This window comes from Sorangium sp. So ce295, assembly GCF_051527405.1.
In the GTDB taxonomy this organism is placed as follows: domain Bacteria; phylum Myxococcota_A; class Polyangia; order Polyangiales; family Polyangiaceae; genus Sorangium; species Sorangium cellulosum_B.
Genome location: NZ_CP150324.1, coordinates 5,862,239 through 5,886,175, shown reverse-complemented (window position 1 = coordinate 5,886,175; position 23,937 = coordinate 5,862,239). Strand labels below are relative to the sequence as shown.

At 70.5% G+C, this 23,937-nt stretch carries 10 protein-coding genes; 5 read left to right on the top strand and 5 right to left on the bottom strand.

The features are described 5' to 3' along the window. Positions 1–99 precede the first annotated feature (99 nt). A complete protein-coding gene (locus WMF11_RS22205; RefSeq protein WP_437978816.1) occupies positions 100–1,359 on the bottom strand; it encodes a formylglycine-generating enzyme family protein in 1,260 nt (419 codons plus the stop codon). A gap of 591 nt (positions 1,360–1,950) precedes the next feature. Between WMF11_RS22205 and WMF11_RS22200 the strand changes: the two genes are divergently transcribed. From WMF11_RS22200 to WMF11_RS22190, 3 genes are all read left to right on the top strand, one after another. Further along, on the top strand, positions 1,951–3,591 hold the full coding sequence (locus WMF11_RS22200) for a hypothetical protein (RefSeq protein WP_437978815.1): 1,641 nt from the start codon (positions 1,951–1,953) through the stop codon (positions 3,589–3,591). 68 nt (positions 3,592–3,659) lie between these two features. After that, complete coding sequence (locus WMF11_RS22195; RefSeq protein WP_437978814.1) at positions 3,660–4,781, top strand: acyl-CoA dehydrogenase family protein; 1,122 nt, start codon at positions 3,660–3,662, stop codon at positions 4,779–4,781. Between the two features lie 180 nt (positions 4,782–4,961). Further along, positions 4,962–5,828, top strand: a complete 867-nt coding sequence (locus WMF11_RS22190; RefSeq protein WP_437978813.1) for a hypothetical protein — start codon at positions 4,962–4,964, stop codon at positions 5,826–5,828. Between the two features lie 100 nt (positions 5,829–5,928). On the opposite strand, the gene WMF11_RS22185 is transcribed toward WMF11_RS22190, so the two are convergent. Further along, on the bottom strand, positions 5,929–11,940 hold the full coding sequence (locus WMF11_RS22185) for an AAA family ATPase (protein WP_437978812.1): 6,012 nt from the start codon (positions 11,938–11,940) through the stop codon (positions 5,929–5,931). Positions 11,941–12,003: 63 nt separating this feature from the next. Continuing rightward, entirely contained in the window at positions 12,004–12,990 is a 987-nt protein-coding gene (locus WMF11_RS22180; protein WP_437978811.1) for a response regulator, read from the bottom strand. Positions 12,991–13,519: 529 nt separating this feature from the next. Between WMF11_RS22180 and WMF11_RS22175 the strand changes: the two genes are divergently transcribed. Continuing rightward, positions 13,520–13,840 carry an SBBP repeat-containing protein gene (locus WMF11_RS22175; RefSeq protein ID WP_437978810.1) on the top strand — a complete coding sequence of 107 codons (321 nt, stop codon included), beginning with the start codon at positions 13,520–13,522 and terminating at the stop codon, positions 13,838–13,840. 33 nt (positions 13,841–13,873) lie between these two features. On the opposite strand, the gene WMF11_RS22170 is transcribed toward WMF11_RS22175, so the two are convergent. Together WMF11_RS22170 and WMF11_RS22165 are read right to left on the bottom strand one after the other, a co-directional pair. Beyond that, entirely contained in the window at positions 13,874–19,894 is a 6,021-nt protein-coding gene (locus WMF11_RS22170; protein WP_437978809.1) for an AAA family ATPase, read from the bottom strand. A 62-nt stretch (positions 19,895–19,956) separates the two neighbouring features. Then, positions 19,957–20,943, bottom strand: a complete 987-nt coding sequence (locus tag WMF11_RS22165; RefSeq protein WP_437978808.1) for a response regulator — start codon at positions 20,941–20,943, stop codon at positions 19,957–19,959. Between the two features lie 978 nt (positions 20,944–21,921). Here WMF11_RS22165 and tkt point away from each other — a divergent pair. Beyond that, a complete protein-coding gene (tkt, locus tag WMF11_RS22160; protein ID WP_437554583.1) occupies positions 21,922–23,910 on the top strand; it encodes a transketolase in 1,989 nt (662 codons plus the stop codon). The last annotated feature ends 27 nt before the right edge of the window (positions 23,911–23,937 follow it).

Genomic DNA, 23,937 nt, shown 5'->3' with positions numbered 1-23,937 from the left:
CCGTCGCTGTCGCACGCCGGCGCGTGGTGGCACCGCGCGCTCGAGCTCAGCTCGCTCGCGTCCGGTCGCGCGAGGGCCGCCCTCGGCGACGGCTCGGCGCTACGGCGTGCGCGCACAGCGCACGCCGACGCCGTAGTCGCCGCGGTAGTTCGCCGGATCGTAGGAGACCGCCGAGCGATTCGACGACAGGAGATACGGCATCAACCCCGTGTGGAAGCCGCCGCCAGGCAGCACCCGGTTCGTGGCGCCGGTGAGGTTTGCGCAGTCCTCGCAGGGGCTCACGTAGTTCGCGTAGACGTCGAGGTTCCACTCCCACACGCTGCCCGAGAGATCCCACTGTCCATAGCGCCCGACGCCGAGCGGCGTGCTCCCGACGTCCGGCACATTCACGACGCCCGTACAACTGCCCCGCCTTCCGCTCGGATAGTAGCAATCGTAGATCGCATACTCGTTGCCAGAGCCGGGATCCATCGAGCCCCAGGGATACATGCGCTGCTCGTCTCCGCCGGCGGTCGCGTATTTCCATTCGGCCTCTGTCGGCAGAAAGCCGCCGTCCCAGATGCAGAAGGCGTGGGCCTCGTACCAGTTCATGAACGTGAGCGGCAGCATCTCGTTGTCGCCGGCGTTCGCCGTCCAGGTGCCGTACACGGTGGGGGTCAGGTTCTTCGTCCACGTGGCGGCCGCGCCCTGGCCCGTCGGAATGTACCTGTCCCAGCTCGAGTTCCACCCGGACTCGAAGCTTTCGCGCTTCGCGCCATCGGCCACGCCCTGGCCGTCGTTCAAATGCGTGTGTTTGCCGCTGCCCGCCGCCGGCGGGGAGCCGCCGGCGACCAGGTAATCGACGTACTGCCGGAAGCGGCCGACGGTCATCTCGTATTTGTCCAGGCGAAACGAGCTCACCGTCGCGGGATCTCTCGTGTTGGTCGCCCCGCTGCCGCTGTTGCTGTACGTTCGATAGAAGGTGCCGCCCGTGACCAGCAGGCTGGTGCAGCAGCTCTCATTGCCGTCCGGGCCGCACGTCGAGAGCCCAGGTCCGCCGGGCGCGCAGCTCGGCGGCTCGTCGACGCTCGGGCCACCGCCGGATCCACCGCTTCCGGCCGAGGCCGAGCCGCCGCCCTGACCGCTCGTGCTGTTGCCGCCGCTGGATGTGCCCGCGCCTCCGCTGCTGCTGCTGCTCGTGGTACCGCCGCTGTTCGTGGCACCTCCGCTGCTCGTGGCGCCACCGCCGCCCGCGTCACCCGAGCTCGATCCATCGGCGTCGTCGCTGCCGCACGCCGCGGCGCCGAGAGCGAGGGCGAGCGCGGCGCACCATGCACCATGCCGCTGCCGCCCGCGTTCACGGAGCGCGGCGGCTCCCACGTAGGAAGCCAGTGCGTGCGCTGCGCGGCGAGCCGCCGCGTTGCATCGGAGCTTCCCTGTCTGTCGCCTGCGGACCATAGGTGGAAAGTACTTCACTCGAGCTATCATGTCTCCACGGAAATCGGAGACAGCGACGCTCAGGAAGTGTCGTTGTAATTTGCTGTCTTGTGCGTCGGCCCCAACCATTCACCGACGCATCGATCGAAGGCGCTGCGCGCCTCCCGGTGCTCGTGTTCATCGCTCGGAGCGTGCAGCTGGGACCATTTTATCGCGTGGGCGCATACGGCTCGTCGCCGAGCTTCGGGTATACCGGGGGCGAGCGGATCCAGGTTTCGGGGCTGCAGCCTCCAGCGGATGGAGGCGCGCGCCGCCGATCGAGAGCCATGCGTTCGTCCGACACCCTGGCCGCACGCCGCAGATCCTCGGCGGCGCGACGATTGCTTGACCGCTGCTCGCACGTGGATGCGCGCGCGGCCAGCGCGCGACGCACGCCGCGATCTACCTGGAGACATCACGATGACCGAGCGCGCGTTTCCCCTCGTCCCTTCGCCTCTTTCGCCGGCGCCTGCGACGCCGAACCTCCATCGTCCCATGGCCCCGGATGCGCTGCCCCGGCGCGGCGCCGCGGCGCTCCTCGTGACGGCGAGCGTGCTCTGGTCGAGCGCGGCGGCGCACGCGGCAGAGCCAGACTTCAACCACGATGGGTATGCCGATCTCGTCGTGTCGGCTCACGCCGAAGACGTGAGCGGCGCGCAGGACGCAGGCGTGGTCCACGTGATCTATGGATCGAGCCAGGGTGTCTCCGCGACCGGCGCCGGGGGCACCGGGCGCACCGATCAGTCGTTCGCCGCCGGCTCGCTCGGGATCGCAGGCGTCGCGCCGGAGGCGTGGGACAACTTCGGCAAGGCGGTCGCCTGGGGCGATTTCAACGCCGACGGGTGGACCGACCTGGCGATCGGTGTCCCGTCCCGGAATGTCGATGGACTGTTCGCGGCAGGAGCGGTGGCGATCATCTACGGCCTCCCGGCCCAAGGCTTCCTCGCGGCAGGGCTCCGGCCGGGCGGCATGGATGGCAACGCGAAAGCGCAGCTCATCACCCAGGACTCCACCGGCGTGGCCGGGACCGCGGAGAAGGCAGACAGGTTCGGCGCCGCGCTCGCGTCGGGCGACTTCAACGGCGATGGCATCGACGACCTCGCCGTAGGCGCGCCGGGGGAAGACTACCCAACTGGCGGCGTCAACATCATCTATGGCTCGGCCACGCCCCAGGGGCTGGGGTACGGGAAGGCGGGCACCCTCCGGCGCTGCCTTGCGCCCCAGGGGAGCATCTGTCCCTCGAACACCATCTTCCTGGCAGGCTCGACGCTCGCCGCCGCCGATTTCGACGGCGATGGTTACGACGACCTCGCGATCGGGAGCGACTGGTACTCGCGAGGCCTCGTCACGCTCCTCTACGGTACAGCGTCCGGCTTCGCGGCGAGGGACCTCTACATCCTCCGACAGGGCCACGAGCTGCCGGGGCCGTCCAACGAAGGCGACGAGTTCGGCTCCGCGCTCGCCGCCGGAGACTTCGACGCCGACGGGTTCGCGGATCTCGCCGTAGGCGCGCCCGAGGACTTCGTGCCGGTGCTCGGCGGATACGACGCACCTCAGGGATCCGTGAGCGTGGTCTATGGCACGAGCGATGGGCTGTCGACCCTCGGCAGCCAGCGCTTCTTCCCGTCCTTCCTGGGGAACCCCGGGAACGAGCTGATCGGGTTCGGTAGCGCGCTCGCCACCGGCAACCTCGACGGGCAGCACGGGGACGATCTGGTGATCGGCGCGCCGTACGAGTCGGGAGCAGGGTACTCGGGGAATGGCGCGGCGTATATCCTCTACGGCATCTCCGGCGGGCTATCCATCCTCTCCCGCAGGCACTGGACTCAGGAGAGCTCCCTGGGGGCCTTCCTCTTCGCTCCGATATGCGACGAGTTCTACGGGAACGGCGATCACTTCGGCGAGGTGCTCCGCGCGGGCGACTACAACAACGATGGAAGGGCGGATCTCGCGGTCTCCGCGCCAGGAAAAAGCCTGACAGCCGACGTCGGCCACGAAGGCATGGTCTTCGCGCTCACCAGCGGCGGCAACTTCTTCGACAGCGATCCGCGCAACTTCTCCTCCGCGCGGTCGCTCCGGCAGGGGAGCGATGGCGTGAACGACCTCGGAGAGGCGAACGACCGTTTCGGGCAATGACACCTGTCGGCGCCGCGCTCGGTCGGGTCGCTGGGTCGCGTCGCCGCCGCGGCCTACACTCCCTTCGCATGTCCCCCGGATCACCCACGCCGCCCGCCACGTCCGGCTCCGCCGCGCTGACCGAGCGCGCCCGCCGGCTCGCGACGCTCGTGCTCGCCCCCTCGGCGAACGCCACGGATCAGGCCGCGACGGTTCCCCGAGAGCACATCCGCGCCCTCGCGGGCGCAGGTCTCCTCGGGATCGCGACGCCAGCGTGCCACGGCGGCCACGGCGCCCCGCCGCGGGTGGCGCGCGAGGTCCTGGAGATCCTCGCCGGCGCCTGCGGTGTGACGGCGTTCGTCCACATGCAGCACGCCGCCGCGTGCCCGCTCATCGCGCGCGGCGACAACGAGGCGCTCAAGGAGCGCGCCCTGCCTCGTTTCGCCTCCGGAGAGCGCTTTTGCACCGTGGGCTTCTCGCACGTCCGCCGCCCGGGCCCACCGATGGTCAGGGTCGAGCCCGACGGCGACCGGTTCCGCTTCGACGGCACCGTGCCCTGGTTGACCGGCCATGGGATCGCCGACGATGCGGTCATCGCCGGCGCGCTCCCCGACGGACGCTTGATGTACGTCCTGACACCGCTGCAGGCGGGGGATTCCATCGAGGCATCGCCGCCGCTCCGCCTGAGCGCGATGAACGCTTCGGCCACGGTGTCGCTGACGCTGCGCGAGCTCCGCGTCGGCCCCGAGCAGGTGATCGCCACCCTGACGCGCGAGCAGCAGGCCGCCCGCGACGTGGCGGGATTGCTCACGCCGTCGGCGCTCTCTCTGGGCGTCGCCGGCGCCGCCACGGCCCTGCTCGCGGATCTGGCGGAGCGCCGCGGCAGCGCGCGCCTGGCGGGCGCCGCGCGGGCGTTCGAGGACGAGAGGGAGGCCGCCCGGGCCGAGGTCGATGCATGGGCGGACCGGCCGGAGGACGATGGCCATGCAGAGCATGCGGTCCGCGTCCGCGCCTGGTGCATCGATCTGGGCGTCAGGGCCGCGCACGCCGCGGTCGCTGCGACCGGCGGCAGCGCCAACCTCGTCGACCACGCCGCGCAGCGCCTCTTCCGTGAGGCGATGCTCTATTCGCTCACGGCCCAGACGCGCGACCTGCAGATCGCGACGGTGGAGCAGCTGATCGAACGGTCCACCCGCCCCAGGTTGGGATAACGACCGCGTCGATGGTGCGATGACGGTCGGCGAGGTGGGGATGCGGCGTCACCGAGGGCCTCCTCAAAAACGTTGCAGTCTCTCCCGAGGCGCTCCATGGCTGAGCCTGGATGGCGGGTCAGAGCAGGAGCGCGCCCCCGCCCGCCCTCGCCGGGCGTCCTCGGCGCCCCTGGAGGCCGCATGAACCGCCCGACGCCCCCCGTTCCCTGGTCCCCGCCCCTCTGGCTGACGCCCGACAGGATCGTGCTCGCCGCGGTCGTCGCGTTCGCGGCGGCGGCGGCGCTGCCCGCGGTCCAGGGGATCCCGACAGCGCGCTACAAGATCGAGGTCCAGCCGGGTGCCGTCGCGGTGGTGGCCCTCTCGACGGCGTTGCTCAGCTTGATCCTGGTCCGCTTCGCGCTGCGCGCGACGACCGCCCGAGTCGCGTCGCTGCGGTGCGTCTGGGGCGGCGCGCTCGCTGGTGCGCTCAACGCCGGCCTGTCGCTCGCGGGCATGGGCGTCATCAGGCACGGAGATATGGGCAGCGCCCTCTGGGAGCTCGTTGGGGGCTCCCTGTTCGGCAGCATCTTCGGGGGGCCGCTCGGCTTCGTCTTTGGGGCCTCGTACGCCGTCGTCGTCGTGAGCGCCGTGCGCGCGCGGCTGGATCCTTCGCACGACGGCCCCGATCGGGTGCTCACGACCGTGGGCGTGTGGCTCTTCCTCGGGGGAGCGTGCGCGGAGCTCGCCCGACAGGGGGTACCCGTGGCGGTGTCGCCGTCGCGCCTTGCCGTCCTCGGGCTTGGGCTGGCCGCGCTCGGCGCGGCGCGGCGGTACGCCCGACGGGCATGGCTGGCGCGCGTGGCCGCAGGCGTCGAGCCCGCGTGGCAGCTCGACGTGCTCCGCGGTGAAGAGCAGGGGGCGGGGCTCCTGCCGCTCATCCGGCCCGGTGGGCGGCTCCAGGACGGCGTGCTGCTGTACAGGGCGCCTGGGCACGATCGGTACCGCAGCGTCGCGCCGAGCACGCCGGCTGCGCTCACCACCCTTCCTGAGGCTCGCTCAACAGGCTGAGGGCGACCCGACCCAGGTTGGCGACCGGACCCAAGGTCAGGGCGACCCGGAGGCTCTCTCCCTCCCACCCTAGGCATCGTCCCCCGACCGAGGGGACTCGCTACGTCGATTCCTGCGGATCCGCGCGGCCGTCGGCGCCGCCTGGGCCGTACGCACCGACGAAGTCCCGCAGCCTCCGGGTCTGGTAGCTGCGTGCCAGCGTCGTGAGCTGCTCGATCCAAGGTCTGAGCCGCGGATCGTGCTGCGCCATCCGCTCCGCCTCCTCCACGATCTTGTGGACGAGCCCCTTCTTCGCGAGCGCCGACAGGAGCGCCAGCTCTTCGGCCGGAGGCGGCGCGAGGTGGCCGCCGCCTTCGGGCTCCTTCCCCGGCGCATCGCGAGCGGGGGCTTCATCGCGGCGAAGCCACTCGATGCCCAGCAAGCGCGATATCTTGTCCAGGAGCGCGCTCGCCACGACGGGCTTGGGCAAGAAGTCGTCGCAGCCGGCGCTGGCGCATCGCTGCCGCTCGGCCTCGGATACGCTCGCCGACGAGGCCAGGATGGCGACTTGCCGGAGCTCTGGCACGAGCCTGAGGCGACGCGCGGTCTCGTAGCCATCCATGTCCTTCATGTACACGTCCAGCAGGATGAGCGCCGGCGCGCGCTGCGCGGCCACGCGCAGCGCCTCCTTGCCGCCGTCCGCCTCGCACAGATCGAAGCCGAGCGGGCCGAGGAGCCCGCGTACCACCGCGCGATTGTCGGAATTGTCGTCCACGATGAGTATCGTGCGGCGCTCCCCCGGATAACCGATGATCGTGTCCCACCCGCTGGCTTCGCCTGGGCTCGTCGCGAGCTGCGCCTCGGCGAGCGGGAGCGTCACGGTGAAGACACTGCCCTCACCGACATCGCTTTGCACCTCGATCGCACCACCCATCTGCTGCACGAGCTTCTTCGTGATGGCGAGGCCGAGCCCTGTGCCCTCGCTCTTCGCGCTCTGCTCCCCCACCTGCTCGAAGGGCTCGAAGATGCGCGACAGGTGCTCCGGGGCGATCCCAGGACCCGTGTCCTCGACCCGGAACCGCACCATCCGCCCTGCAGCGACTGTCTCCTCCAGCACCTCGACATGGAGGCACACGCGTCCCAGCTCGGTGAACTTGATGGCATTGCCGAGGAGGTTCAAGAGCACCTGCATCAGCCGCTTCTCGTCGGCACGGACGGCCTGGAGCGCAGGACCGCGCAGCTCATGGGAGAACGTGATCCCCTTCGCTTCGGCGCGCATCCGGCACAGATCGACCACCGTCCGCACGAGCGCAGGCAACCGGAACTCTGTCAGCACGGAGTCCATCTTGCCCGCCTCGATCTTGGCCAGGTGCAGCAGGTCATTGATGAGCGAGAGCAGGTGCTTGCTCGACTTCTGGATGACCCGCAGGCCCTCCCGCCACGCCTGCGGGATATCGGGCGTTCGCTCCAGGATCTGGGCATACCCCATGATCCCGTTGAGCGGCGTTCGCAGCTCGTGGCTCATGCTGGAGAGAAAGTCGCTCTTGGCCTGGCTGGCGCGCTCCGCCGCTTCCTTGGCGATGCGGAGCTCGACGGTGCGCTCCTTGATCTTGGCCTCCAGGTCCCGGTAGAGGAGCGCGTTCTCCACGGCGATGGCGGCCTGCGCGGCGACCACCGACAGGAGCTCCACCCGCTGCTCGGGGAACGCCGCAGGCACCTCGCGATGCTCGAGGTAGAGCACGCCCACGAGGCGCCCTCGATGCGACAGGGGGAGCGCCAGGAGCGAGAGCACCGGGTGCACGGCCAGGTACGGATCGGCCGCGAAGCGCCCGTCGGCCCTGGCGTCGTCCACCACGACCGGCTCGTTCGTGCGCGCCACGTAGTGCGCGACCGTCCTCGCCACCTCGCGGCTCTGCGAGAGCGGCTCGGACAGGCCCGTCTCGATGCGACCCCCCTCCACCGAGAGCCGCGCCACGACCGAGATCTCTTCGCCCTCGCCGAGCAGCAGGACGCCGCGCTGCGCGCCGGCGCTCTCCAGCACGAGCTCCATCAGCCGGCCGACGACCCGCTCCGGGTCGAGCTCGCTCGACAGCGCCCGCGCCGCGCGCACCGCGGTGTTCACGTCGAGCTGCGCGCCGCCGGTGACCCCCGTGGTGGTCAGCGTGGCGACCCCCGTCGTGCGGCGGCGATCGGCCGCCGCGGGCTGGGCAGGCGCACGGAGCAGGGCCGGCCATCTCGCCTCCAGGTGGGCCACCACGGCGTGCGCCTCCCAGCGAGCATAAGCGTCCCTGGCCTCGCGCAGGTACACCGCTGCGATACGGCGCCTGCCCGCCTCGAGGTGAAACTCGGCGCAGAGCTGAGCGGCCAGGGCTTCGATGTGAAAGAATCGTTGCTCGCGCGCGAGCTCGATGGCCTCGTCGTACCTGGCCATGGCCTCGTCGGTCTTGCCCTGCAGGCGGGCGTGCTCGGCCTCGATCAGGCGCAGCTTGTGGAGGAAATTGTCCGCGCTCCCCTCGGCGAAGTACCTCAGCCGCGCGAGGCCCTGCTCGATCTCCTCGCGGAGCTCGGCCCGCTCCGCCGCGTCCGCGGCCTCCGGCCAGCACCTCGCGGCCGCGAGCGCGAGCCAGAGCGGGATGTCCGTGACCGGGGGGAAGCCGAAGATGGACACGCGGAACTGCTCGGCCTCCCGTGCCCGCGAGAGGGCCATCGGGTACGCGCCGGCGACGAGGAACAGGTGCGCCTCGAGGATGCGCGCCAGCTCGGCTGCCATCCCGTCTCCGTCCGCCAGGAGGGAGCGCGATCCTCGTGAGAGCGGCTCGCCCGACAGGAGCCTCCGTGCGCCGTCGGCGGTCGTCAAGAGGTCGCACCACGACGCGATCGCCTCGAAATAGTGCGTCCCGAGCGCGGTCCCCGCGCGCTGCATCAACCCCCAGCGCGCCGCCCTGTGCGCCTCGAGCTGCCCGAGCGGCTGGCCGCGCCACACTCGGTAATAGAACAGGTCGCCTTCCAGCCCCCAGCTCGCCCCCTGGAACGAGCCGACCTTCAGGCCGGTCGCGCAGGTTCGCTCGAAGATGGGCCCCATTTCATCCGCAGGGCGGGAGTAGGCCGTGTATTGCCCCTGGAAGGACAGACACTCTGCCAGAAAGGGCGACGCGACGCGCTCGGCCGCGCGCACGCCGGGGCCGACCCAGCTCGCGGCGCGACGGTACATGCCCGTGCTGAGCGACCACACGTTCGCGAAGCAAACGATGATGAAGGGAGAGACCGGCGTGAGCGCGCGCCGCTCTCGCACCCTCAGCACGGCGCGGGCGATCACGAGCCCGGACAGCATCGGCTGACCGCCGATCGCCGCGCACACCATCAGGTGCATCGTCAGCGCATCGATGAGCACCTGCTCCGGGGAGGGATCGAGCGGCATCCGTTCGAACGCGTCCGGGTCGCGCTCGAACCACCGATCCAGCTCGGCGGACTCCTCGACGAGCGCGGCGCGGCGCGCCTCGTCGGCGCCCGGAAATGCGATGTCCTGCTCCGTGAGCGCGGCGAGCCCGAGCTCGACCCCTCGCGCGAACTGGCCCGCCGCCTGGGCGCTGCGGACGCGCATCTCGTGCGCCGAGAGCCTGGTGAGCGCCGGCAGCGGCCTGGCGAGCAGCCGCGCGCACCGCGCCTCGACGTCGTCGAACTCCCGCAGCAGAAAGGCCCCCTCGATCTGCTCGAGCGCGAGCTCCGCGCACAGCGGCGCGTCCTTGCGCCAGGCGTCATCGCCAAGCAAGTCCTGCGCGGTCTCGGCGAGGCTCAGGAGGAGCCGGTACGAGCTCGCCGCCTTCGCGGCGCGCGCGGCCTCGAGGTTCAGCCGCGCCAGCGCCTCGCGCTCGCCTGCGGAGTCCATCCGCGCCGAGCCCAGGTTGAGGTGCCGCACGAGCTCCAGGAGCTCTTGCGGTGTGCCCCCCTGCGTCCGATGCCGCGCCCACAGCCGCCGGCCGATCTCCAGGTGCGCCAGGACGCGCTGCGCCGGCGGGGCCCGCTCGTAGCTCGCCTGCTGCACGCGGTCGTGCAAGAAGCGGTATTCAGCGTCGAGCGCTCCTTCTGCGGTTCCGGTTCCGATTCCGGTTCCGGCCTCTCCCAGCGCCTGCGCGGTCCGGTAGGCTCCATCGGCCGGCACCACCAGTTCTTCCCGCAGGGCGGGCCACAGCGCGCCGGTCACCGGGGCGCGCTCCCATCCGCTGAGCCGCTCGAGGTCGTGGAGGTGGAAGGCGTGCCCCGCGCACGCGGCGAGCCCCAGGAGCTGCTGTGTCGCTTCGGGCATCTCGAGCAGCTTGTCCGTCAGGAGGGCGACGACGTTGTCGGTCACCTGCGCCTGCTCGATCTCCTTCTGGCCCCAGCGCCACGCGCCGCTCTCCGGGTCCCGCGCCACCTTGCCCTGGCGGTGCAGCGACAGCAGCAGCTGCTCCATGAAGAACGGGTTTCCTCGCGTCTTTTGCCACAGCACCCGTGACAGCGGCTCCACGCGCGCCGCCTCGCTGTTCAGCGCCCGCGCTGCCCATGCCTGCACGTGCTCCGCCGACAGGGGGTGCACCGACATCCTCGACACCCTCGCCCCGCTCTCCTCGACCGACGCCACGAGCCTCCACAGCGGGTGCTCGGGGGGCGCCTCGTTGTCGCGGTACGCGGCGATCACGAGGAGCTCTCTTCGCTCTGCGTCGGTCAGCAGCGTCCTCAGGATCTCCAGCGTGGCGCTGTCGGCCCACTGCATGTCGTCGAGGAACATCACGAGCGGCGCGTTCGGCGTCGTGACCGCCCGCACGAAGTTCAGCCAGGTCAGCCTCTGGCGGGCGAGCACCTGCTCGCCGTGCACCGGCGGCACCGGCGCGAGCTTGCCCATGATCAGGTCGAGCTCCGGCACCACGTCGGCGATGAGCCGGGCGTTGTCCCCCACCTCGGCCTTGATTCGCTCCTGCCACGCCGCGAGCACCGGCTTCGGGCTCGCCAGCCACTGCTGCATCAGCGCCCCGAACGCCTGCGCCATGGCCGCGTAGGGCGTCGACCGCGCGAGCTGATCGTGCTTGCCCGAGATCAGGAGCCCGCGCCCCGCGCGCGCAATGTCCCGGTAGACGGTGCGCACGAGCGCCGTCTTGCCGATGCCGGACGGGCCGCCGATGAGCACGAGCTCCGCGGCGCCCTCGGCGGCGCGGGCGAAGGCTGCGCCCAGGAGATCGCGCTCCTGCTCTCGCCCGACGAGGACGTCGGGCAGCAGCAGCCTCTGCGAGAAATCCTTGTCCCCGAGCGCGAAGCGCTCCACCGCGCCGCGCTCGTGCCACATGCGCAGCGCTCGCTCCAGGTCTTCCGCTGCCCCCTTGGCCGTCTGATACCGCCGGTCAGGGTTCTTCGCGAGGAGCCTGGACACGATCGCCGCGATGCCCGGAGGCACGTCGCGGGCGATCTCGTCGAGGGACGGCGGCTCCTTGGCCAGGTGCGCGTGCACGAGCGAGAGCGGGTCGCGCTCGGTGAACGGCAGCCGCCCCGAGAGCGCCTCGAAGAGCGTCACGCCGAGCGAGTAGAGGTCGGTGCGGGGATCGAGCGCTCGCGCCGTGCGGCCCGTCTGCTCGGGCGACATGTACGCCAGTGTCCCCTCGAGCCCTTCGGGGATGCTCGCCGCCGTCGCCTCCAGCGGCAGCGACGAGGCGATGCCGAAGTCGAGCAGCTTGATCTGCGCGTACCCCGCGTCGACCAGCACGTTCTGTGGTTTGATGTCCTTGTGTGTCACGCCTGCCGCGTGCACGGCCTCGAGGGCTCGAGCGAGGAGCGCTCCCAGCCTCAGCCCAGCTTCCACCGGCAGGCGCCCGCGCTCGGCGAGCTCGAGATCCAGCGACCGGAAGCCCGGGTCTTCGAGCACCAACGCGGCCGTGCCGCCCAGCGGCAGGAGCTCCCGCGCCCGTGCCACCCCAGACACCTCTCTCAGCTGTGTCAGGATGTGATGCTCATGCAGGATGCGCCCCGTCACGCGCGAGCTCGGCGCGGCCGCCACGGGGAGCTTGAGCACCACCCTGTCGCCGGAGCGACGATGGACCGCGCGGCACACGCGGGTCTCGGCCCCTTCGTGCATCACCTCCCCCACAACGTAGTCTCTCAGATCCATCCCGGTTCAGCTCCTCCTCGGGTCCGGCGGAGACGCCGGGCAACAACGGAATTCTGCGGTACTTCAGCGCTCGGGCCTGTGCTGGCCACGACCGCGCGTGCGCAGCGCGTGCTCGACGCCCGACTGGAGGGTGGCCTTCGTCACGAGCTGATCGAGGTGCAGGTCGAGCGCCACGAGCGTTTGCGCTGCCTCTGCGCGGATGCCCGTGACGACCGTCCGCGTGCCGAGCAGCGAGAGCCCCATCGCGGCTTGCACGAGCATGCGCGCAACCGTCTCATCGACTGCTTTCACGCCGGTGATGTCGATGATGAGATGGTCCGCCCCGCGCTCGCTCGCTCCGCGCAGCGCTGTCTCGACCGCTTGTCCGGCGCGCTCGACGTCCACCGTGCCGATGAGGGGCATCACGAGGACGCCATCGATCATCGGAATGAGCGGAGCGGACAGCTCGAGGAGCCGCTCCCGCTGGGCCGCGATGATCTGCTCTTGCAGCGCCGCCCTGGCCGCCTCGGCGCGCTCGCTCTGCGTCAGCTGCTGCGAGAGCCGCTCGTTCGCGTCGCGCAGCATTTGCACGGCCTGCGCCAGCGCCTCCTCCGCCTTGGCGCGCTCCCGGATCTCCTCCGAGAGCCTCGTATTCCGCTCCTCGAGAGCCCGCGTTGCGCGCCGGAGCGAGATCTGGGTGTGCACCCGCGCCAGGAGCTCGGTCTTCTCGAACGGCTTGGTCACGTAGTCGACGGCCCCCAGGCGAAAGCCCTGGATCCGGAACTTCGCTTCAGCGAGCGCCGTCATGAAGATGACGGGGATGCCCTGCGTCGCCGGATCGGCCTTGAGCCGCCGGCACGTCTCGAACCCGCTGAGGCCGGGCATCAGCGCGTCGAGCAAGACGAGGTCCGGCTGGGCCCGGCTGACCAGCTCGATCGCCTCTTCACCGTCGCGCGCGACCGCGACCTCCAGGCCATCCGACATGAGCGCGTGCGACAGCACGGCCAGGTTGTCCGCGCTGTCGTCCACGATGAGGACGAGGCCAGAGAGCGGAGTTTCTTGTTCTTGCATGGGTCTCTACCGGCTCAGCACGATCGCGCGAGCCTCGTGCGCCCGGTCGGCGTGCCCCAATGGACGGCGGGCGAGCAAATGCGTACAACGTGAGCTGGCGGACCCATCACAGGAAACATTCCGTCTTCTCTTTCCCGTTCGTACCACGGGCTGTTCAGCCGTAACATACCTTTTGTAGGCGGACGCGGAGAGGGGTGCAGGGTGCGGTGGAGAGGGTAGGCTGAGCCACACAGGTCATCCATTCCATCTACGTACGCATGAGATGGGCGCTTTCCACCTGGTTCCGAGGTCCCATGTCGGCTCGCCTCACGTGCTTTCCTTCGCGAGGAGGCCTCCGCTTTTTTCGGCTCTGACGCTCCATCCCCATCTCCAGGCGCTGGAGCTCCTCACGCTCGGGCGTCGTGAGCGCTCCCGGCAGCTGGCCGGTGCTCCGGTCGTCCGCCGTCGCCAGACGTACCGCCTCCGCCTTGAGAGCTGCGAGCCGGGGTCGCAGCTGAGCTGCTATTCGGGGCTACCGGGGACGCAAGGCGTGGGGCGCTGCACCGCCGGGGCTCGGACCTACCTCCCAGACGGATCTGGTTATGGCCCGTGCACCGGCGAGATCACGCCGTCAGCTGAACACTGCGCCTCGGAGGCCGACGAGGACTGCGATGGTACGGGGCAATGCTCGCTTCCGCCGCTTTGGTCCGCCGCGCTGGGCGGCGCTGGCGCTGACGCCGCCTACGGCGTCGCAACGGACGCCGCGGGCAACCTCTATGTGACGGGCGCGTTCGAGGGGACGGTCGATTTCGGGGCGGGGCCGCTCACCGCCACGGGCCGGGACGGCTTCGTCGCGGTCTTGGCCCCCTGACGCACGCGAGCGCGCCGAGCACCATTCCGCGTTCTACGTCGGTTCCTGCGGATCCGCGCGGCCATTGCCGCCGTGCGCGCCGCCTGGGCCGTACGCACCGACGAAGTCCCGCAGCTTCCGGGTCTGATAGCGGCGGGCGAGCGTCGTGAGCTGATCGATCCAAGGCCTGAACCGCGGGTCGTGCTGCCTTATGCGCTCCGCCTCTTCCAGGATCCTGTGGATGAGCCCCTTCTTCGCGAGCGCCGACAACATCTCCAGCTCTTCTGCCGGAGGCGGCGCGAGGTGTCCGCCGTCGGGGAGCTCCTCCGCCGGCGCGTCCCGAGCAGGCGCCTCTTCGCGCCTGAGCCACTCGATGCCCAGCAAGCGCGATATCTTGTCCAGGAGCGCGCTCGCCACGACGGGCTTGGGCAGGAAGTCATCGCAGCCGGCGAGGGCGCACTTCTGCTGCTCGGCCTCCGAGACGCTCGCCGACGAGACCACGATCGCCACCTGCCGGAGCTCGGGCATGCGCCGGAGACGGCGCGCGGCCTCGTAACCATCCATGTCCCGCATGTACACGTCCATCAGGATGAGCGCCGGCGCGCGCTGCGCGGCCACGCGCAGCGCCGCCTCACCCCCGTCCGCTTCGCACAGGTCGAAGCCGAGCGGGCCCAGGAGCCCGCGCACCACCGCGCGGTTGTCGGGGTTGTCGTCCGCGATGAGTATCGTGCGGCGCTCCCCCGGATAACCGATGATCGTGTCCCACCCCCTGTCCTCGCCGGGGCTCGTCGCGAGCTGCGCCTCGGCGAGCGGGAGCGTCACGGTGAAGACGCTGCCCTCACCGACCTCGCTCTGCACCTCGACCGCCCCACCCATCTGCTGCACGAGCTTCTTCGTGATGGCGAGGCCGAGCCCTGTGCCCTCGCTCTTCACGCTCTGCTCCCCCACCTGCTCGAAGGGCTCGAAGATGCGCGACAGGTGCTCGGGGGCGACCCCAGGACCCGTGTCCTCGATGCGGAAGCGCACCATCCGCCCCGCAGGGACGCTCTCCTCCAGCACCTCGACACTCAGGGAGACGCCCCCGCGCTCGGTGAACTTGATGGCATTGCCGAGGAGGTTCAAGAGCACCTGCATCAGCCGCTTCTCGTCGGCACGGACGGCCTGAAGCGCGGGGCCGCGCAGCTCGTGCGAGAACGTGATCCCCCTGGCCTCGGCGCGCACCCGGCACAGATCGACCACCGTCCGCACGAGCGCAGGCAACCGGAACTCCGTCAGCACGGAGTCCACCTTGCCCGCCTCGATCTTGGCCAGATGCAAGAGGTCGTTGATGAGCGAGAGCAGATGCTCGCTCGACCTCTGGATGACGTGCAGGCCCTCCCGCCACGCCTGCGGGAGTTCGGGCGTTCGCTCCAGGATCTGGCAATACCCCATGATCCCGTTGAGCGGCGTTCGCAGCTCGTGGCTCATGCTGGAGAGAAAGTCGCTCTTGGCCTGGCTGGCGCGCTCCGCCGCTTCCTTGGCGATGCGGAGCTCGACGGTGCGCTCCTTGATCTTGGCCTCCAGGTCCCGGTAGAGGAGCGCGTTCTCCACGGCGATGGCGGCCTGCGCGGCGACCACCGACAGGAGCTCGACCCGCCGCTCGGGGAACGCCGCAGGCGCCTCCCGGTGCTCGAGGTAGAGCACGCCAAGGAGGCGCCCTCGATGCGACAGGGGAAGCGCCAGGAGCGAGAGCACCGGGTGCGCGGCCAGGTACGGATCGGCCGCGAAGCGCGCGTCCGACCTGGCGTCGTCCACCACGACCGGCTCGTTCGTGCGCGCCACGTAGTGCGCGACCGTCCTCGCCACCTCGCTGCTCTGCGAGAGCGGCTCGGACAGGCCCGTCTCGATGCGGCTCCCCTCCACCGAGAGCCGCGCCACGACCGAGAGCTCTTCGCCTTCGCCGAGCAGCAGGACGCCGCGCTGCGCGCCGGCGCTCTCCAGCACGAGCTCCATCAGCCGGCCGACGACCCGCTCCGGGTCGAGCTCGCTCGACAGCGCCTGCGCCGCGCGCACCGCGGTGTTCACGTCGAGCTGCGTGCCGCCCTCGGCGCCCGTCGTGGTCAGCGTGGCGACGCCCGTCGTGCGGCGGCGATCGGCCGCCGCGGGCTGGGCAGGCGCGCGGAGCAGGGCGGGCCATCTCGCCTCGAGGTGGGCCACCACCGCGTGCGCGTCCCAGCGGACATAGGCGTCCCTGGCTTCGCGCAGGTACAGCGCTGCGATACGGCTCCTGCCCGCCTCGATGTGGAACTCGGCGCAGAGCTGGGCGGCGAGGGCTTCGATGTGGAAAAAACGCTGCTGGCGAGCCAGCTCGATGGCCTCGTCATACTTGGCCATGGCCTCGTCGGTCTTGCCCTGCAGGCGGGCGTGCTCGGCCTCGAGCAGGCGCAGCTTGTGGAGGAAGTTGTCTGCGCACCCCTCGGCGAAGTACCTCAGACGCTCGAGGCCGTGCTCGATATGCTCGCGGAGCCTCGCCTGCTCTTCCGGATCCGTGGTCTCGTTCCAGCACTTCGCCGCTGCAAGCGCGAGCCAGAGCGGGATGTCTGTCACAGGGGGAAATCCGAAGAGGATCTGTCGGAACTGAGCGGCCTCCCGTGCCCGCGAGAGGGCCATCGGGTACGCGCCGGCGACGAGGAACAGGTGCGCCTCGAGGACGCGAGCATGCGCGGCCGTCATCCCGTCTCCCTCGGCCAGGAGGGAGCGCGACCCTCGCGAGAGCGGCTCATCGGAGAGGAGCAACGCCGCGTTGCCGCTGGACATCAGCAGGCCACACCATGACGCGAACATCTCGTAATAGTGTTTTCCGAGAGCGTCTCCTGCGCGCTGCATCAGGCCCCAATGAGCCGTCCGGTGCGCCTCGATCTGTCCGACCGGCTGACCACGCCATACGCGGTAGAAGCTCAAGTCGTCCACCAGCCCCCAGCTCGTGCCCTGGAACGAGCCGAGCTTCAGGCCCGTTGTGACGCTTCTTTCGAGGACGGGCCCCATTTCATCGGCGGGGAGGGAGTAGCCCATGTACATCGCCTGGTAACACAGACACTCTGCCAGCAAGGGGGACGCGACACGCTCCGCCGCGCGCACGCCAGGCCAGACCCAGGATGCGGATCGGCGGTACATCCCCGTGGTGATCGACCACGCGTTCGCGAAGCAAACGATGTTGAAAGGAGAAATGGGCGTGATCATGCCCCGCTGTCGCACCCTTTGGACGCCGCGGACCATCGCGAGCGTGGACAGCATCGGCTGACCGCCGATCCCAGCACACACCATCAGCTGCATCATCAGCGCGTCGATGAGCACTTGCTCCACCGACGGATCGGAGGGCATCCGATCGAACGCGTCCGGGTCGCCCTCGAACCATCGATCCAGCTCGACGGACTCCTCGAGCAAGGCGGTGAGGCGCGCCTCGTCCGTGTCGGGAAGAACGATACCCTGCTCCGCAAGCGCCGTGAGCCCGTGCTCTACCCCTCGCGTGAACTCACCTGCCACCTGGCAGGCGCGGACGCGGAGCTCCTGTACCGAAAGCCTGATCGGCGCCGGAAGAGGGGTCGCGAGCAGCCGTACGGACCGCGTCTCGACGTCATCGAACTCCCGCAGCAGAAAGGCCGCCTCGAGCCGCTCCAGCGCGAGCTGCGCGGTCAGCTCGGGCTCCGTCTGCCACGCGCCGTCGCCCAGCAAGGCCTGCGCGGTCTCCGCGAGGCTCGCCAAGAGCCGGTGCGAGCTCGCCGCCTTCGCGGCGCGCGCGGCTTCGAGGTTGAGCCGCGCCAGCGCCACGCGTTCCTCTACGGAGCTCGCCCGCGAAGAGCCCAGGTTCAGGTGCCGCACCAGCTCCAGGAGCTGCTGCGGTGTGCCGCCCTCCGTCCGATGGAGCGCCCAGAGCCTCCGGCCGATCTCCATGTGGGCGAGCGCCCGCTGCTCCGGCGCGACCCGCTCGTAGCTCGCCTGCTGCACGCGGTCGTGCAAGAAGCGGTATTCAGCGTCGAGCGCTCCTTCTGCGGTTCCGGTTCCGATTCCGGTTCCGGCCTCTCCCAGCGCCTGCGCGGTCCGGTAGGCTCCATCGGCCGGCACCACCAGCTCCTCCCGCAGGGCGGGCCACAGCGCGCCGGTCACCCGGGCGCGCTCCCATCCGCTGAGCCGCTCGAGGTCGTGGAGGTGGAAGGCGTGCCCCGCGCACGCGGCGAGCCCCAGGAGCTGCTGTGTCGCTTCGGGCATCTCGAGCAGCTTGTCCGTCAAGAGGGCCACGACGTTGTCCGTGACCTGCGCCTGCTCCAGCTCCTTCTGGTCCCAGCGCCATGCGCCGCTCTCCAGATCCCTGACCACCTTGCCCTGGCGGTGCAGGGAGAGCAGCAGCTGCTCGACAAAAAAGGGGTTTCCTCGCGTCTTTTGCCACAGCACCCGTGACAGCGGCGCCACCCGCGCCGCCTCGCTGCGCAGCGTCCGCGCCGCCCACGCCTGCACCTGCTCTTCCGACAGGGGGCTCACCGTCATTGTCGACACCGTCGCGCCGCTCTTCTCCACCGCCTCCACGAGCTTCCAGAGCGAGTGCTCGGGCGGCGTCTCGTTGTCGCGGTACGCGGCGATCACGAGGAGGTCTCGTCGCTCTGCGTCGGTCAGCAGCGTCCTCAGGATCTCCAGCGTGGCGCTGTCGGCCCACTGCATGTCGTCGAGGAACATCACGAGCGGCGCGTTCGGCGTCGCCACCGCCCGCACGAAATTCAGCCACGTCAGCTTCTGGCGGGCGAGCACCAGATCGCCCTGCACCGGCGGCACCGGCGCGAGCTTGCCCATCACCAGGTCAAGCTCGGGGACCACGTCGGCGATGAGCCGGGCGTTGTCCCCCACCTCGGCCCTGATCCGCTCCTGCCATGCCGCGAGCACCGGCTTCGGGCTCGCCAGCCACTGCTGCATCAGCGCCCCGAACGCCTGCGCCATGGCCGCGTACGGCATCGACCGCGCCATTGGGTCGTGCTTGCCCGAGATCAAGAGCCCGCGCCCCGCTTGCGCGATATCCTGGTACACCGTGCGCACAAGCGCCGTCTTGCCGATGCCGGACGGGCCGCCGATGAGCACGAGCTCCACGGTGCCCGCGGCGGCGCGGGCGAAGGCGGCGCCCAGGAGATCCCGCTCCCGCTCTCGCCCGACGAGCACGTCTGGCAGCCGCAGCCTCGGCGAGAAATCCTTGTCCCCGAGCGCGAAGCGCTCCACCGTGCCGCGCTCGAGCCACATGCGAAGGGCTCGCTCCAGGTCCTCGGCTGCCCCCTTGGCCGTCTGATACCGCCGGTCAGGGTTCTTCGCCAGGAGCCTTGACGCGATCGCCGCGACGCCCGGAGGCACGTCGGGGGCGACCTCGTCGAGGCTCGGCGGCTCCTTCGCGAGGTGCGCGTGCACGAGCGAGAGCGGGTCGCGCTCGGTGAACGGCAGCCGCCCCGAGAGCGCCTCGAAGAGCGTCACTCCGAGCGAGTAGAGGTCGGTGCGCGCGTCGAGCGCGCGCGCCGTGCGGCCCGTCTGCTCCGGCGACATGTACGCCAGCGTCCCCTCGAGCCCTTCGGGGATGCTCGCCGCCGTCGCCTCCAGCGGCAGCGACGAGGCGATGCCGAAGTCGAGCAGCTTGACCTGCGTATACGCCGCGTCGACCAGCACGTTCTGTGGCTTGATGTCCTTGTGTGTCACGCCTGCCGCGTGCACGGCCTCGAGGACCCGGGCGAGGAGCGCTCCCAGCCGGAGCCCCGCCTCCACCGGCAGGCGCCCGCGCTCGGCCAGCACGCCATCCAGCGACCGGAAGCCCGGGTCTTCGAGCACCAGCGCGACCGTCCCGCCCCGCTGCAAGAGCTCCCGCGCCCGCGCTATCCCTGATACCTCCCCGAGCTGTTTCAGGAGGTGGTGCTCATGCACGATGCGCCCCGTCACGCGCGAGCTCGGCGCGGCCGCCACGGGAAACTTGAGCACCACCCTATCGCCCGAGGGACGATGGACCGCGCGGCACACGCGGGTCTCGGCCCCTTCGTGCATGACCTCCCCCACAGCGTAGTCTCTCAGATCCATCCCGGTTCAGCTCCTCTTCGGGTCCGGCGGAGACGCCGGGCAACAACGGAATCCTCTCGTGCTCAGAGCTCGGGCCTCGGCTGGCCACGACCGCGCGTGCGCAGCGCATGCTCGACGCCCGACTGGAGGGTGGCCTTCGTCACGAGGCGATCGCGGTGCAGGTCGAGCCCCACGAACGTGTGCGCCACCTCGGCGCGGATTCCGGTCACGACCGTCCGCGTGCCGAGCAGCGAGAGCCCCATCGCGGCTTGCACGAGCATGCGCGCGACAGTCGCGTCTACCGCTTTGACGCCGGTGATGTCGATGATGAGATGGTCCGCCCCGCGCTCGCTCGCCCCGCGCAGCGCTGTCTCGACCGCTTGCCTGGCGCGCTCGACGTCCACCGTGCCGACGAGGGGCATCACGAGGATGCCATCGATGATCGGAATCAGCGGCGCGGAGAGCTCGAGGAGCCGCTCCCGCTGGGCCGCGATGACCTGCTCCTGCAGCGCCGCTCTGGCCGCCTCGGCGCGCTCGCTCTGCGCGAGTTGCTGCGAGAGCTGCGTGTTCGCGTCGCGCAGCATCTGTACGGCCTCCGCCAGCGCCTCCTCGGCCCTGGCGCGCTCCCGGATCTCCTGCGAGAGCCTCGCATTCCGCTCCTCGAGAGCCCGCGTTGCGCGCCGGAGCGAGATCTGGGTGTGCACCCGCGCCAGGAGCTCGGTCTTCTCGAACGGCTTGGTCACGTAGTCGACGGCCCCCAGGCGAAAGCCCTGGATCCGGAACTTCGCTTCAGCGAGCGCTGTCATGAAGATGACGGGGATGCTCTGCGTCGCCGGATCGGCCTTGATTCGCCGGCACGCCTCGAACCCGCTGAGACCGGGCATCAGCGCGTCGAGCAAGATGAGATCGGGCTGGGCTCGGCTGGCCAGCTCGATCGCCTCCTCACCGTCGCACGCGACGGCGACCTCCAATCCATCCGACATGAGCGCGCTCGACAGGACGTTCAGGTTGTCTGCGCTGTCGTCCACGATGAGGATGAGCCCAGAGGGCGGAGTTTCTTTCTCTTGCATAGGTTTCTGCAGGTCTCAGTACACCCCAACCAGCCTTCCGCTCCCGGTCGGCATGTCCAATGGGACGGCGAGCGAGCGGACGCATGCACCGTGCGCTGTGTGGCCCTGCCACAGCGAAGGATCCCCCCGGACTCCCTCGTCTCGTACCACGGGACGGTCGGAATTAGCACGTGTTTTGTGGGCGCAAGAGGAGGGGGGCCCCACCTCGATCCAGGCGGGCCATGTCGGCTCTCCGGCGAAGCCCAGGCCGGCATGGCCGTGCGCCGATCGGTCGTTGAGCCTCCGCCGCTTCCGTGGACACCGCTGGAGGTATCAGCAGGCAGGGATTGGGACGGAGAACGAGGAGGGGGACACGCCCGGGTTCATGGCGCAGGCGGCATGGCTGGTGAAGGCGCTCCTTCTCATCCTTGTCCTTCAACTTCCGGATACCCAGGGCGTCCTTCCGCCGGAAGGCCACTTGGCGGTTTCTCTCTTTCCGCGATGAACCTCCGCAGCCACTCGGAGGATGGCGGAGAGGCAAAGGATGTCGCCGTCCACCCAGAGGACAATGCCGTGGTCGTGGGCCGCAGCCTGGGAAATCCGGATCTCGGCGGTGGGTCAATCCCCGCCGGAACGAGCCTTGTGGTGAAGGTGAACCCGGCGTGGGGGCGAAGGCCGCCTTGGCGCCATCGCGTCCGCCTGCACCTCAGGGCGGCGGCGAACGGCGGCATGTCGGCCCGGCGCCCGTCTCCCGGCGAGCGCCGCGCGAGCAGCTGCCGGGGCTCCGCGAGCGCAGCGGGCCCCGCGGCGGGCGTCCGCCATGGCGCAACCAATGGGCGGACCGGCCCGATCTCCGCCCCGCGGCTCCGGCGCATCCCACGAAACCCTGGACAGTCGAGCGGGCACCGAGGCGCGCTCGCAGCGGTCCAGGCGTCGGCGGCGGGTGAGGGGCCTCGCGAAGGGGCGCGCTTCGCGACGAAGTAGGTTAGAGTGCGCGCCATGCCTGATTTCGCCAAGCTCGCCGCCGCGGCCTCGATCGCCCGCGGCCTCGCCATGGATGCCGTCCACGCCTGCTCATCCGGTCACCTCGGCCTACCGCTAGGGGCCGCCGAGATCGGTGCAGCGCTCTACGGCGACATCCTCCGCCACGATCCGAGCGAACCGCACTGGTTGAACCGCGATCGCTTCGTCCTGTCCGCCGGTCACGGCAGCATGTTCCTCTACGCCTGGCTGCACCTCTCGGGCTATCCGGTGTCCCTCGACGACGTCCGCCGCTTCCGGCAGTGGGAGTCGAAGACGCCCGGCCACCCGGAGTACCATTACACCGAGGGCGTCGAGGCGACGACGGGCCCGCTCGGCCAGGGCGTGGGCAACGCGGTCGGGCACGCCGTGGCCGCCAAGATGCTCGCCGCGCGTTACAACACGCCCGAGCACACGATCTTCGATCTCAATGTCTACTGCCTCGCCGGCGACGGCTGCCTCCAGGAGGGCGTGGCCGCCGAGGCGGCCTCCTTCGCGGGGCACTTCAAGCTCGACAACCTGATCCTCATCTACGACGCCAACGACGTCACCCTCGACGCGATGGCCATCAAGACCCAGAGCGAGGACACGGCCAAGCGCTTCGAGGCGTACGGCTTCGAGGTGCTCCACATCGAGCAGGGCAACGATCTGGAGGCCGTCCACCGGGTGCTCGGCCAGGCGCGGGCGTCGAAGAGCGGAAAGCCGAAGTTCGTCGTCGCCCACACCGTCATCGGCAAGGGGATCCCGGAGGTCGCCGGCACGCAGAAGGCGCATGGCGAGGGCGGCGCCAAGTTCGTGGATCAGGCCCGCAAGAACCTGGGGCTGCCCGCGGAGCACTTCTACGTCAGCGAGGAGGTGAAGCAGTTCTTCGCGACGCGCAAGGAAGAGCTCGCCAAGGTGCGCGGGGCGTGGGAGGCGACCTTCCAGGCCTGGCGCGCGAAGAACCCGGAGCTCGCCCGCCAGCTCGACGACGGCCTCGCGAAGAAGCTCCCGGCGGACCTCGACGCGCGCGTCCCCGCCTTCGCCGCCGGCACCAAGGTCGCCACGCGCAAGGCCGGCGAGACCGTGCTGCAGGCGGTCGCCGAGGCGGTGCCCGCGCTCATCGGGTCGAGCGCCGACCTCTACGGCTCGACGTTCAACTACATCGCGTCGAGCACCGACTTCGATCCGGAGCACCCCGGCGGCCGGAACATCCGCGCCGGCATCCGCGAGCACGGCATGGGCGCGATCATGAACGGCATCGCGTACCACGGCGGCCTGCGCCCGAGCGGCGCGACGTTCCTCGTGTTCGCGGACTACCTGCGGCCGAGCGTCCGCCTCGCCGCGCTGTCGCACCTGCCGGTCATCTACATCTTCACGCACGACTCGGTGGGCGTGGGCGAGGACGGGCCGACGCACCAGCCCGTCGAGACCGTCGCCGGGCTGCGCGTCATCGTCGATCTGGACGTCATCCGGCCGGCGGACGCCGAGGAGACGGCCGGCGCCTGGATCTCCGCGCTGGAGCGCAACGACGGCCCGACGGTCCTCGCGCTCACGCGCCAGGCCGTCCCGCTGCTCCCGGGCGACGCCGCCGCCAAGCGCGAGGGCGTCCGGCGCGGCGCCTACGTCCTGGTCAAGGAGACGGCGGCGCTCGAGACCATCCTGATCGCGACGGGCAGCGAGGTGCAGCACGCGGTCGAGGCCGCGAAGCGGATCGGGCCCGGCGTCCGCGTCGTCTCGATGCCGTGTGTGGAGCGGTTCGCGCGCCAGGATCACGCCTACCGCGAGGCCGTGCTGCCCGCCGCGTGCACGCGGCGCGTGTCCATCGAGGCGGGCGTCACCTTCGGCTGGCACCGGTGGGTCGGCACCAAGGGGATCGCCCTCGGCATCGACCGCTTCGGCACGAGCGCCCCCGGCGACATCGTGATGGACCGGCTGGGCATGAATGCCCAGGCAGTGGTGCAGGCCGTGCAGGACCTCGTGCCCTGACCACCTGAAGAAGCGCGGGGGCGCCGG

What these genes read in the sequence shown, in the direction of transcription:
- WMF11_RS22200 (WP_437978815.1), top strand. Translation starts at nt 1,951, where the DNA reads ATGGCCCCGGATGCGCTGCCCCGGCGCGGCGCCGCGGCGCTCCTCGTG.
- WMF11_RS22195 (WP_437978814.1), top strand. Translation starts at nt 3,660, where the DNA reads ATGTCCCCCGGATCACCCACGCCGCCCGCCACGTCCGGCTCCGCCGCG.
- WMF11_RS22190 (WP_437978813.1), top strand. Translation starts at nt 4,962, where the DNA reads ATGAACCGCCCGACGCCCCCCGTTCCCTGGTCCCCGCCCCTCTGGCTG.
- WMF11_RS22185 (WP_437978812.1), bottom strand. Translation starts at nt 11,940, where the DNA reads ATGGATCTGAGAGACTACGTTGTGGGGGAGGTGATGCACGAAGGGGCC.
- WMF11_RS22180 (WP_437978811.1), bottom strand. Translation starts at nt 12,990, where the DNA reads ATGCAAGAACAAGAAACTCCGCTCTCTGGCCTCGTCCTCATCGTGGAC.
- WMF11_RS22170 (WP_437978809.1), bottom strand. Translation starts at nt 19,894, where the DNA reads ATGGATCTGAGAGACTACGCTGTGGGGGAGGTCATGCACGAAGGGGCC.
- WMF11_RS22165 (WP_437978808.1), bottom strand. Translation starts at nt 20,943, where the DNA reads ATGCAAGAGAAAGAAACTCCGCCCTCTGGGCTCATCCTCATCGTGGAC.
- tkt (WP_437554583.1), top strand. Translation starts at nt 21,922, where the DNA reads ATGCCTGATTTCGCCAAGCTCGCCGCCGCGGCCTCGATCGCCCGCGGC.